The organism is Vibrio sp. T11.5 (genome assembly GCF_027587155.1).
GTDB lineage: Bacteria > Pseudomonadota > Gammaproteobacteria > Enterobacterales > Vibrionaceae > Vibrio > Vibrio neptunius.
The window spans coordinates 112651-125354 of record NZ_JAPPTP010000009.1 but is presented as its reverse complement, the minus strand read 5'-3'; the positions used below and the strand labels follow the sequence as shown (position 1 = coordinate 125354).

At 43.8% G+C, this 12704-nt stretch carries 8 protein-coding genes; 1 reads left to right on the top strand and 7 read right to left on the bottom strand.

What is annotated here, in order from left to right:
* Positions 1-180: 180 nt before the first annotated feature.
* The gene (locus tag OH455_RS11620) at positions 181-1152 is read right to left on the bottom strand and encodes a tripartite tricarboxylate transporter substrate binding protein (protein WP_045976052.1); all 972 of its coding nucleotides are present in this window, start codon (positions 1150-1152) and stop codon (positions 181-183) included.
* A gap of 369 nt (positions 1153-1521) precedes the next feature.
* Between OH455_RS11620 and OH455_RS11615 the strand changes: the two genes are divergently transcribed.
* Positions 1522-4620: an HD domain-containing phosphohydrolase gene (locus OH455_RS11615; RefSeq protein ID WP_269981486.1), complete on the top strand. Its 3099-nt coding sequence runs from the start codon at positions 1522-1524 to the stop codon at positions 4618-4620.
* On the opposite strand, the gene OH455_RS11610 is transcribed toward OH455_RS11615, so the two are convergent.
* The 6 genes from OH455_RS11610 to OH455_RS11585 are packed head-to-tail and all read right to left on the bottom strand — an operon-like array spanning position 4586 to position 12704.
* On the bottom strand, positions 4586-5326 hold the full coding sequence (locus tag OH455_RS11610; RefSeq protein WP_269981485.1) for a protein kinase domain-containing protein: 741 nt from the start codon (positions 5324-5326) through the stop codon (positions 4586-4588). The two genes, OH455_RS11615 and OH455_RS11610, sit on opposite strands and share 35 nt — an antisense overlap.
* A gap of 8 nt (positions 5327-5334) precedes the next feature.
* Positions 5335-8718 (bottom strand): type VI secretion system membrane subunit TssM, encoded by a 3384-nt coding sequence (gene tssM / locus OH455_RS11605; protein ID WP_269981484.1) that lies wholly within the window; start codon positions 8716-8718, stop codon positions 5335-5337.
* Between the two features lie 2 nt (positions 8719-8720).
* Positions 8721-9926 carry a type IVB secretion system protein IcmH/DotU gene (gene icmH, locus OH455_RS11600; RefSeq protein ID WP_269981483.1) on the bottom strand — a complete coding sequence of 402 codons (1206 nt, stop codon included), beginning with the start codon at positions 9924-9926 and terminating at the stop codon, positions 8721-8723.
* Between the two features lie 5 nt (positions 9927-9931).
* Entirely contained in the window at positions 9932-11263 is a 1332-nt protein-coding gene (gene tssK / locus OH455_RS11595) for a type VI secretion system baseplate subunit TssK (RefSeq protein ID WP_269981482.1), read from the bottom strand.
* 20 nt (positions 11264-11283) lie between these two features.
* Positions 11284-11766 (bottom strand): type VI secretion system lipoprotein TssJ, encoded by a 483-nt coding sequence (gene tssJ, locus OH455_RS11590; protein ID WP_045976057.1) that lies wholly within the window; start codon positions 11764-11766, stop codon positions 11284-11286.
* A complete protein-coding gene (locus OH455_RS11585; protein WP_269981481.1) occupies positions 11766-12704 on the bottom strand; it encodes an FHA domain-containing protein in 939 nt (312 codons plus the stop codon). Before OH455_RS11585 ends, tssJ begins: the two co-directional genes overlap by 1 nt.

Here is a 12704-nt window from a genome sequence, read left to right as displayed (position 1 = left end):
ACATTGAAGGAAGAAAAAAGCCGTACAAGAGGGATTAATGAGCATACATCACTAACCAATAAGCCACTTGCTGCTAGTCAAATCGGCTTAGCTGTTTATTTCTAAACAGAGGAGATTGTGTCGTTATCTCAGGTACGGCAAAAGGAAAAGAGGGCAAGTGCAAGTTTGCCCTCGACAGGATTACTTAAGAAAGCCCAATTCGCGCATTAGGTCACCCATTTGCTTTTCTTGATCTTCAAGGAAAGCGTAAAACTCTTTATCTGCCTTGTAGTTGTCAATCCAGCCGTTGCGATCTCGAACCACTTGCCACTCGTCAGTGTTATACATTTTCTTAAGTGCAGTGTTCCACTCATCCAGTTTTTGTTGGCTTGTACCTGGAGCGGCAAAGAACCCACGCCAGTTAGCAAAAACGGTTTGGTTTCCGTACTCAGTCAGAGTTGGAATATTTGGTGCTGCTTCTAGGCGCTTAGGCGCTGTGACCGCGAGGATCTTAACTTGCCCAGATTTTGACATTTCAAGTACTTCGCCGAGACCTGTTGAGAGCAGTTGCGTTTCGCCAGAGAGTAGAGCCGCCATGGCTTTGCCGCCTGCATCATAAGCGATATAGCGCACTTTTCGCGCATCGAAACCTTCGCCCTTGAAGGCCGCTGCTACGACTAGGTGATCCATACTGCCACGAGCGGATCCGCCGGCAATTTTGACCTTGCGAGGGTTAGATTCGAAATCTTTAACCACGTCCTCCCATGTGTTGTACTTGGAATCAACAGAGGTCACGATGGCGCCATAATCGGCAATAGTGGCTGCAACAGGCGTTAAGTCACGGAATGACTGAGGGAAAATGCCTGTCAGTGAGCGTACTACGATCGGAGTTGAGTTCACCATTAGCGTATCTTCTTGACGCTTAGCGGTTTCAATTAGGTGAGCGATGGCTTTACCACCACCACCTCCGGATAAGTTTTGGAATGATACGTTATCGACAATATCTGACTTGACGAGTACATCTCCTGTACCACGTGCTGTCATATCCCAGCCTCCACCAGCACCTCCGGGGATTAGGAAGTGTATTTTTTCAAGATCAGCTGCAAAAGTGTTGAAAGAAAAAGACGCAGCGATGATTGAAGCTGCCAGTGTTGGCTTGAGTACCTTAAACATGATTCACGTTCCTTATGTTCAGGTGCATCTTCATTGAGATTGCACTTATCGTTATCAGTTTTCCATTAACAAGGCAGGGAAACTCGTCAATAGATGCGATTAAGGTTAATGGAGTGTTAAATAGTTGTCGCTAATACGTAGATAAAAACAATATTGAGCATTGTGACGATTTTGTTCATAAAGTTCATGGCGAAGGTCTAGCTCTGAATAATTGTTATAATCAGCACTGTTCTCTAGCTAAATTGTTGACGTAGCGCGAATAATCGAAATTCTCCTAACAAATAGGCCTCTGCTTTATATGCAATTACTACACTAATAAGTTGTTGGTTGAGTTCACATCAAAGTTTAGAAGTTTTCGCCATGGAGGGCATGCAGTTGGACGAATTGAAGAAGCACACATACTCGATACGCTTTACCGTCGGAACCATGTTCATCATTGCTACAGTCGTCACATCCATGTTTGCTATTAGCTTACAGTATTTTTTTACTCGTCAGATGTCCGAAGAGCATGTATTAAGCAAGCTGACTAGAGTGGCAGCTGGCGTCAGTGAACATATTCAAGAGGTCGATCTGAACGCCAAAAGTAGCGCTCGTCTTCTCAGCAGTATTTCAAAAACGATCGATCATGATTTCAGTGAAGAAGAAATTCGCGCCATACTAATTCAAGTTCTCAATGATAACCCACTGTTCTACAGCATTTATTTTGGTAATGACCAAGAGGATTTCTACCAGATTATCAATTTAGAATCCGATCCCATCGTCAGACAGCGTATTGAAGCTCGACCAGATGACAGGTGGGTGGTGATAAAAATCAATGGTCAGGAGCATAATCGTATACGCCAGACGATTTATTACACATCTGATTTCGAACAAACCAGTGTCCGTACCAAAAAAAGTAATTATCTCCCCACACAACGACCTTGGTATCAGGCTGCTTCAGCAGATGAGGTGTACAAAACGGAACCCTATCTCTTTAAGCACTTGAAAATTACTGGGCAGACTTATTCACTGAAGACACGGCAAGCGGTATTGGGTATTGATATCGTTCTGTCTTCGATCAGTTCAAGAATTACCGCCGCTGCGATGGGGTTGCCAGCCGATGCTGGTGTAGAGTCCTTTGTTTTTCATCGTACGGGTGAAATCATCGCTTCCAATCTGCATGGAGTGAGCGAGATGCCATCTTTAATCAGGCCGCTAACATTAAGCCAGAGTGAACAAGAACTGGTGGATACAACTCCATCTTTGTTGGTATCGAATCAACTGGGTTGGCGACCATATGACTACGCTCTCGCCGGAGAACCACAGGGTTACTCTATCGCGCTACTCAATCTACTTGCAAAAAAGACGGGCCTCCATTTTGAGTTTATTAATGGGTTTTCGAGTGATGAGTTAAATCGTAAGTTAGGTCAAAAACAGCTGGATATTGTGCATTCGCTTCCGGAACTTGATGTGAATGCTGAATACTCTCAGATACTCTTATTTAAAGAACCTCTAGCATTTGCTTATTTGGGGGAAACAGCACCTGACTGGTTCTCAAGTAAAGTTGGGGTGATTAATGGCCATCGCTTTCCCACAGGTTCTGTTATGGGAAAAATCAGCCCGATAGTGTTTAGTGACGGGGAAGAGGCGTATCAGGCGTTAATCACAGGGGATATTCAGCTTTTGCTCGACACGCGGAAGACTCTGGAATATTTAGGCCAAAATAGTAGTGTCAAATTCCAATTCTTGACGATTGAGGCATCGGCACCTTTTTATCTAACCCTTAGTGAGAAGTATCACTCCCTCAAACCACTATTAGCTCGCGCTATTGACAGTATTACACCCGATGAGCTGACAGCACTAAGTGATACTTGGTTTAGTCAGGTTAAAGAGCATCGAGTGCCTTACGAAGACTTAGACGCTTTGGCGGGTTCAGGAACAATCCACAAACGTGAAGTGAATGGCAGTAGTAAGTTCTTTTATGTAGAGGTATTGGGGAAAAATGCTCAAAGTAACGAAGAGTTCCTCGCGGTGATCGTGCCTGAAGGTGTGGTAATGGCGCAGGTAGTGGAAAGGTTGTATACCTCTATTGGTGGCACGGTGGTGGTCTTAGGCCTGTTACTCCCAGTGGCTTGGGTATTTGGTAACCCGATTGTGAACCCCATTAGCCAACTGCAGAAAGAAACAAAGAAGATCAAATGCCGCAAGTTTGATGATGTAAAGATAGTGGACTCTAATATTAAGGAAGTCTGGGCGTTATCACATTCGATTCATGATATGGCACGCGAAATTAAACGGTATGAACAGCAACAGGAAGCGTTTGTCGAATCATTTATTAAGTTGATTGCGCAAGCCATCGATGACAAATCGCCTTATACCGCAGGTCACTGTAATCGAGTTCCTGAGCTTGGGATGTTACTTGCTCAAGCGGCTGAGAAATGTGATTCGGGCACGCTGAAAGACTTTTCGTTTGCCAATAATCAGGAGCGTCGGGAGTTCCGAATCGCAGCTTGGCTACATGATTGCGGCAAGATCACGACACCTGAACACATCGTTGATAAAGGCACTAAACTTGAAGCCAACTACAATCGTATTCATGAAGTAAGAATGCGCTTTGAAGTACTTTGGCGAGATGCTGAAATCGAATTTCTACAATCTCAGTTAGTTGGAAAGGATGAGAAAGCGCAAGCCCTACAGATATTGCGTGCAAAGAAAGCCAAACTGAAAGAGGATTTCGAATTTGTCGCGAAATCGAATGTAGGCGGAGAGTTCTTTGGCAAAGACCAAGTAGATAGAATTAAATCGATAAGTCAAATGACTTGGCAGCGTCATTTTGATGATCGTTTAGGTTTATCACCCTTTGAAGAACTGAATAAGCCAGTGTGTCAAAGAACTCTGCCAGCAACAGAGAAGCTACTTGATGACAAACCAGAACACATACAGCATCGGATTAGACCGTTGGAGTTTGAACCCAAATTTGGCATCAAGATGGATGTGCCGCAATACCAGTACAACCTTGGGGAAGTGTACAACTTGTCGATCTCAAAGGGTACACTAACGGCGGAAGACCGATTCAAAATTAATGAGCATATGATTAGCGGTATCAAAATGCTGGAAGCGTTACCATTCCCTCCCGAGCTTAGCCGCGTCCCACGCTATGCATCAACGCATCATGAAACCCTAAAAGGGACGGGTTACCCACGTAAACTCACGGCGGAAGACTTGTCGGTACCAGAACGAATTCTGGTCATAGCGGATATTTTTGAAGCGCTTACCGCAGCCGATAGGCCGTACAAAAAAGCCAAGCCAGTGAGTGTAGCGGTAGATATCCTCTATAAAATGGCGTTGGATAAACATGTCGATATGGATCTGTTCTTATTGTTTTTACAAAGCGGTGCTTATCTTGAGTATGCCAACAAGTTTTTGCCTAAAAGCCAGAACGATAAAGTGGATATCAGTCAGTATTTGAGGCCGGAGCAAGTTGCTTAGCCCGTTTAACTTGTTGGGCAATGAGGATTTGATAACAACTCGAAAGGCTCCCCAATTTGGGGGGCCTTTCTGTTTTTATAAACTCGATTAAAGACTGCTCTGAAAAAGGGTGATGTTCCCACATTGTCTGCAGTGAAATGGCGAGTGAAAAGAAATCATTCTGAGGGGAGATTTTGCCAGTTCGTAGATTGGGGTTTAAAGCAGAAAACATAGGAGAGAGAGAAGAGTGTGTTTGGTGTTCGTAGTTGGACCCTATGGGGAGTATGCTCCCCATGTCGACCAATAGGGTTCGGTAGCATGGGGTGACTATAAGATTAGAAGGTTTGATATCACCATGAATGTATCCTGTGCCATGCAAGGCAATGAGAGCTTGTTCAGCGCTACTGGTAATTTCTTTTTTTAGACATAGGTCTAACTGTGAATAATCGATTGACAGAGACTCAAAAAATTCCAGCATCAGCCAGTCCATCCCCATGTCGGATCCATAGTCGAGAAACTTGGGCCAGTAGGGAGAAGAATGATGATGCAGGAATTCAGCTTCGGTTTTGAGCTGTTGTTTTGCTGGTACAGTTTGAGCGAACTTTACAACGGTTGAACCAAACTGAGGATGAGTAGCAAGATAGGTTGCATTACGAAGCAGTGAGTACTGGGTGATGCCCAGTACTCTAAAACAAGATTCTATTTTGTGGCCTGCTTCGTTGTTCATGTTCACATTTAGATACTCGAAGGTAGTGAGAATGCTGAGAAGAAGTTCGGCACAAACGGGTTGTTTTGCCCCTGAGTTTTGATACTCAATTGAACCTGACTCTCTCCGTATTTAATGGCGACTTCAGTTTGTTGGGATGTCGTTGAGGCGACTCTTGGCTCAATAAGCTTAAACCAAGCCCAATTACCTTCAAACTTTTCGTTGGCAATGGCGTTCGCTTGGGCCATGATCTGGAACCCTAAGCTATCTTGCTCGATAGATGATGAATTCCAACTTTGTTTACTCCATAGCCGTGGACCATGCTGGTAAGTAAATAAGGGTTTTTCACCGCGAATAATAAACTCTGTAACGTCAGAACTCATTTCTTTGGCTTTGAGTTGGAACTGTAAAGACATGTTCTGCGGATCAGCTAAGAATAACGCACTGCGGATATCACGTGCCTTCTCGATCATTTGCCATACAGTTGGGTCTAGTGCGAACCCCGTGTTTGGTAACAAACCGTAGAGATAAGGTGAGCGCTCTTCAATGGAGAAACTCTTTAACTTAGTTTGATAAAACTGATCGATGGTACCGTTGACTTTAAAGAATGCCGCAACGTCTGCGGTACTTGCATCTAAGCTTGCTGTCTTGTTAAACGGATAATAAGCAGCAATCGTCGTTTCATAAGGTTGATAGACTTCTACTTTCCAAGTGCTGTTTAGGTAGGCGTGGGCTAGGCCCATGACCAAATCATTGGCTTGCTGCGTTACCTGAGACAATATTTGACGAGAAATACTAGGTTGTGAAGCCTCTTGCTGAGCAAGTAGAGAAACCGGATTGCTGGTTTTAATTTCAGCAGTCAGGGCTTGATAAGCGACTTTCTGAGGATCTTCTGCTTCGTAGAACTTGCCTAACCAAGTTTCAGCATCGGTAAACTGTCCTAGCAAAGAGTCGATGGGCTTTGTTCCTTGCTCATCAGCGGATACCTGTTTGTGGTACTGGTTGAATGCAATGGAGATCTGTCGCGCAGACTCTTTTTTATCGATATCTTGCTCAGGAGGTTGTTCTCCCTCCTTAGTCGTCTCTGGCTGAACAAGTTCAACCGACGTGTATTTACTCATCGTGTTATACAGTTGAGCTAACGGGTTGTTTGATGCTGTTGTGAGTACTGATAGCGTTTGTTTAAGCTCATCGGCATTGGTTAAGCTTTTAACCTCGATGTGTGATGCGAAATCACGCCAGTAGTTAATGTAATCACCTTGGTACATTTGTTTGAGATCGCGACTGATACGATACATTTCTAATGCACTTGGAGAGGAACCCGCGACACCTTCATACGCTTTAAGTGCATCTTTCAGTACTGGTGAATCAACAGACAAGTCGATGTCGCTAAAGCCTGCTGGCGTGAACAAGTAAGGCACTAGATAGCCGACATAGTCGGGTGAAAAAGACAGCAGTTGACCAAAATTGCTACCGAGCTCTTGACGGACATCAATACGCTTCGAGTATTTTGGAGAATTGACAATATGCTCATAAAGCAGTGTTTCAATACCGGTTTGGTTAATCACTTTCTTAGCTAAACTTTCTAAGTCGAAGTTTGGTTTGATTGGCACTAAATCTTGAGCGAACACATCGTCTAGCAGCACTTTGAGCTGAGCCAATTTAACACTGTCAGCTTCGCCCTGTTCTTCTAAGGTCGTGACAAAGTAGTTCTTGAGCTCGCCAATATTGGTGCGATCTGCATTAAATAAGAGACGATAGTTGTTTAGCAGTGACAAAGTCTTAGATTGATCTTCAAGGTTGACGTAGACAAACAAGTCCTTTTCTAGCGTGTTTTCCATCGAAGGAATGAGTACGCGTTGCAACTCACTAAAGTAAGCGTTTTGTACTTCGCTCATGATGCTAGAACTTGGCATGAAGGGTAGGGTGTACCAAGGTTTTGGCTCAAGGTAGAGAGAATAGATTCTATTCAGAGAGTACAGGTTCGGTATGTTATCCGACATGTTTTCTATGTCATAAGGTTGAGCTGCAATCGCTTCCTTGTAGCGCTCAACCATGTTATCGGCCCGAGCTTCACGCTGACTTTGATAGTCAAAATCCAGTTTGATCACAAGTAAAACACTGACAAACAGACCTAGCCAAAACAGCGTATAGGCAGTTTGCATAGCGAGAAGTATGTTCTCCTTACGACGGTTTACTCCGACTAGGTCATGCTCATTGATTATGGTATGGCTCACCAAGTGCTGCGCAAACAGAGTTTGCTGTACAGGTATCTGTTGGTGTTGTTGGAATTGCTCGTGGCCTAAGGATTGGTTGACAACATTGGCTAATACGTCAAATTGGCTTTGAACTGAACCGCTATGGGTAAAGTAGAATCCGCGGAAATTTAGACCATCTTGGAGTTGGTCACCTCGATACAAGCGATTCAGGAACTGCCACAAGCTCTGTTTGAGCAGTCCAAACTGATATGGCGCCGCACAGATAGCATTGCGGTAGTCTTGATTGAGCTGAGAAGCCAATGCCGTACTCATATTGGCGATCAACTGACTAATGAGGCTGTCGTACTCTTCATTAAACCAATCACCATCAATCCCACCATGTTTTTGAATTGGTGAGGTCGCACCGAATACTTCGTTGCGTTTGGTTTCATCAAATGCGGAAAAAAACTGACAGAAGTCGTTTATCTGACCCATCTGAGTGACAATGTTATAGACGGGAAGGTTTAAACCGAATGTGCGATTAAAGCTTTGAATTTCCGACTTTATTTGATCTGCCTTTTGCGTCAACACTTCAGTTGTATTGAGTAGTTGGCGGACATCAGTGGTAAGGATCAGGCCGTTAAGTGCTTGGCGAGGGCGCCATTTATTCAAGCTATTACATAATGTTTTAATATAGGCGGGATTCTGATCTTCACCAAGACTCACTGAAATCAGAATGGAATGTTCACTTAACCAGAAAAGAATTGGGAACTCTATGTCGTTGCCGAAATCGTCGACTTTGTATGCCTCGTACCCCATTTGAGTGATGATACTTTTATCCTTTCGTGGATCATCACTGAGGAGGAGGTAGATTGGGAGGTCATAACGGCTCATTAAGCGCTTTTTGCGTTTCTGAACATTGAGCATCAACTTGAAATGTTGTGCCAGCAGCTTACAACGTTTGTTTATTAGGGCCCTATCCTGACTTGGTGCTCGTGACTTACTTTTTCGCTTAGAGAGTAACCAGTAGCAAAACGCGCCTAAAATGATCGCGACGAGCAGCGTTGACAAAACACCGACTAAGGTATGCGCAGGGTAGGCGAACTTCCAAGTCAAAACGCCACCTATGACAAAAATAACAACCAAACACAGCAGAGTCCAAAGTATGCTGCTTCGTCTATGGTTCGCGGGTTTAGATGAAGTTGATTCTGCCATTGTTATGGAGCCTCTGATGTTTTCTTAGTGTCTTTTGTTGTTTTTCTGTTCTGCACAACGATGGCTTTGATAGCGTCTTTCTCCAAATACCAAGCCTTTATCTCACGAGCTTGCTGAGCCGACTCACTGTGTACAATGACACGAAAATAGGAGTGAAATTGTTCTACTGAAGGCGTGTATGCTGAAGGCGATAGTGTACTAATAAAAGCGTCAGCATTCTTCTGTGATGAAAATGTTGCTAGCTGTACTAACCATGTCGACTTGCTTGTGATCATCGAAGGAGGCGGTGTTGCGTCCACCATTTCGACTTTGCTTGCTCTTTGAGGTGGGCTGACCAAATCTTCATCATTACTGATAAAAACGATGTCATTGACTTCTCCAGATAAGATGTAACGTTCGCTGAAGTCGGGTAAAAAGCTGAAATCACGAGCCCTTTGGGGCATTGTTTTGTCGTACCAGAAGTCGGTTAAGAATATGCTTAAAGCAATCAAAGTACTAAAAAACAGTGTGGTTAATAAGTAGCGTTTTCTTCGTGTCGGCTTGCGTGCTTTAGGTTGCTTCACCCGTGTGCGACAATGAATGCTGTTGCTTTGACGGTATTGGCTGATAACTTGCTCGAGCTGGTGAATGAAGGCTTTCAATTGCTCGCTACCCGTTTCTCTGTACTGACCTTTGAAGCCAATATTGAGAAAAATGTAGATTACTTCAAGCAAATCAATAAGTTTGTGAGGCTGTCGTGTTGCTTTTTCTGCGACAGTAAAAAACAGCTCACCACCGTTACGCATACCAAACAATTCACTCAGCAAGGTTTTATTCTCCCAACCTCGCTTTTCACCCCATTCACTGTAGATAATGAGCTCGTCTAGAACAACCGCGTACAAAAAACAGAGTTTATCGATCACCGCAACGGGATAAGCTAACTCGGCACCTTTGGCCTTAATATCATTGATGTTACTAACAAGCTGATGGCGCAGCGTTGTGACGTCTTCGGGTTCGGGCAACGTTGAGACTTTCAGGGTAGTCGCCAGTAATTCGCTACTGATGTTGATCAATTGATTCTCTGCTTTATCGAAATAATTCAGAAATTCATGATGATTTTTACTGGCGTTGACCGACGCCCAGCTCGTGGTACTTTCGTCGCTGTTTTTGTCGGTGAAGTCAGATTTATTTGTGTCCCAAACCAGTGTTTCTTCGTCTAAATAGTCCATTGGCATTATCTCAACGCGTACAACATGACTTCTAATTCAGAAATGCGAGTATCAACGTGCAGTGCTATCGCATCACGATTTTCTAGCATCTCTAGCCACATTCTGTCTGAAGTATCGACTTCAAAGTAGGCAACGCCTTGCATTGGCTTCAGCTCGCTCGGGGCAACAGGTAGGGGAGACAATGCGATCCCTGACAAACTGTTTCTAACCAGCTCGACGATACGTGCGTTGTTACCCAGTTTTGCAGCGACAGGGAAAAGTTCGTTCAATTCAGCACTACTGATATTAGATTTTACCGCCAGTACAAAACGACGATTAGAGACGCTTGCCGTATCTTTTATCAAGGTCCTTAGAAGGCGACGACGCTCAAACAGGGAAGAGTCCCAGTTAAACTCGATCACGGAGTCCTGTTGGACTAGCGTTAGCATGTTGCGCAAGCTAGAGAACAATGGGTTAAAGCTATCATAGAGCTTTTGATACTGAAGCTGACTACATGGTTCAGGTATCGCAGGCGTTAAAGCCATGACTTGAGCTTCGAATTTACGTAGTTCCAGATATAAATCATGTGTCTGACATTTGGGGTTGTTAATCGTGAGATCGAACCACGGAAGCCAAGTGTTCAATGTCTGTAACCAAAGGTAGTCTTGCATCATCGACTGCGGGCTTTTTTGCCCTTGGCCGGCATGAATACGTTTAAGCAAATTAGTTGCGCGGTTAGAAGATAGGGCGTGTATTTCTTTCATTCGTTCCATGAGCAGTGTCGACGCGCCGTAGTGAAGACAAGCTGGAATGAAGGCACGATCGAGGACAACCTCACCAGACTCGTTACTTTCCAGAATCTTAGATATCGGGATAAGTGTAAAGCCGGACGTATCTTCACCGGCAAGCTTTATAGAAATGTTTAATTGTGCAACGTCTATTTCAACGCTAGCATTCTCCGATGTTGAGGTATCAAATACGCTAATCGATTGAGTGACATAACGGCTTTGCTCTGATTCGTCACTCCCATAGTCATTGTTGCCTTGCAATGAAATGGGTAAAGCGAGAAAAGCGATAGTCTCGATTGTACCTTGAGGGATATCTCGAGCTACTTCTTCTTTTAGCTCAAAATGAGTCCCATCAGGAAAGACACCCGCTGAAGAAGTGATAGAGAGCTTACCTATTTTAAGCAAATCGTGATTGATGGTTAATTCAGTGACACCATAAAAGGGAGCAAATCCGGCTAACGTTTCAATATTTTGGCGAACGTAGTTCTGTACATATCGATCCTGTTGCTGAAAATGTTGTGGGGCAATGAACATACCTTCTTGCCATACTACTTTTTTGAATGCGTCCACGTACTTTCCCTATCTTATGATTAAAACAATTTCCACCAGGGAGAATCTGGCGTAATAACTTCTAGTTTGGCCTTGTCACTTGAGAGACTAAGTTGTAAATACTCGTCAGAGTTTTTAGGCAACATTGAAACTGACTTTGGCTCACTTTGCTGGTAATCAATAAACTCGACTAATACCGCGAGATATTGTGTTTGATTATTGATATCTAGCGTGATTTTTTGCTCACTACCCGGAATAATAACCGGTAAAACTTGCTTTGATACAAGGTTGGCACTGAGCAACTGGGTATCATTGCTGTACAAATCAATGAAAGGCTGTTGCTTAAACATCTGTGCATCAGTCAGTTGGTATAATCTAACCACTACCGGATTGGATTCATTGGAATCCGAAGGGTTGGTCGATGTATCTGACTTAATTGCTAAAGAGTATTGAGTCACAACAGGCGCAGGATCTGATGAACATCCGATCAGAAACAGAGCCAAAACTACACACCACTTAGCCATTAATTTTCCTCTCTTTGTTTTTGCATATTCTCCATAAAGAGAGCTTTGAACTGACGCCTGAAGTCGCCGTTGTCTTGTCTGTGCTGGAAATGTTTACGGTATATCTTCCAGTACTTTTTCTCCTTGTTGGTAAACATACCACCAGAGATGTAATCACTAAATTGTCTTTCAAGCTGATTGGGGGCGAACTCGTTCAAGAACTGATCTACAGTTTTCTCTAAAGCTTCAAAGAGAGCCTCATGGTGCAGAGACGGATTTCTCAAGTATTTATGGTTCTTTTCAGTCATTGATAGAAGTTTTTCAAGTGATGCTTCGATAGGAGCACCAACTTTCGAATCAACGGGCAGAAACTCAGAGGCTTCGGGATTTTGAGGGACCTTAACATGGATGTCATCAACCTCAACATGGGCTGCAATCACGTCTGCGTCTAAGTCTTCAAAAGGGTCCGCAGCAAAAGGGTCATCGCTTAGTACGTTGTCTTCAGAAAACGGGCTGCTCTTTTGACTGTTCACTGGGGTTGGTTCCTCTTCTAAAAAGTCGATTTCGTCATTATCTAGTTGAAGAGAAAATGGCTCAGAAAACAACGTATCGTCTTTTACTTCGTCTTGAGCTTGATTTGAGGTCACGAGTGTCGAGACAAGCATGGTGTAGTTTTCTACCTTTAGAATATCCCCATCGTTGAGCGGGTACTCTTTTCCTTGGACCATGTTTTTGTCATTAAGTACGGCGCTGTTTTGTCCTGTACTTTTCACACAGTACCCGTTGTCTGTGAGACGAATACTGCCATGCACTCTTGAGATGCGTTTGCTTTGGTCGGGTAAAGAGATGTCACAAGATGTTGCCCTTCCAAATTCACCACCTGTTTTTGGTAAGTACACCACGCGAGAGGTGACTACCTCATCAGAGGGTACAGAAATCAAATGAATGCTAATAGTCAT

Excerpts from the sequence above, each read along its gene's own strand:
- OH455_RS11620 (WP_045976052.1), bottom strand. The coding sequence starts at position 1,152 with ATGTTTAAGGTACTCAAGCCAACACTGGCAGCTTCAATCATCGCTGCG.
- OH455_RS11615 (WP_269981486.1), top strand. The coding sequence starts at position 1,522 with ATGCAGTTGGACGAATTGAAGAAGCACACATACTCGATACGCTTTACC.
- OH455_RS11610 (WP_269981485.1), bottom strand. The coding sequence starts at position 5,326 with ATGAACAACGAAGCAGGCCACAAAATAGAATCTTGTTTTAGAGTACTG.
- tssM (WP_269981484.1), bottom strand. The coding sequence starts at position 8,718 with ATGGCAGAATCAACTTCATCTAAACCCGCGAACCATAGACGAAGCAGC.
- icmH (WP_269981483.1), bottom strand. The coding sequence starts at position 9,926 with ATGGACTATTTAGACGAAGAAACACTGGTTTGGGACACAAATAAATCT.
- tssJ (WP_045976057.1), bottom strand. The coding sequence starts at position 11,766 with ATGGCTAAGTGGTGTGTAGTTTTGGCTCTGTTTCTGATCGGATGTTCA.
- OH455_RS11585 (WP_269981481.1), bottom strand. The coding sequence starts at position 12,704 with ATGACTATTAGCATTCATTTGATTTCTGTACCCTCTGATGAGGTAGTC.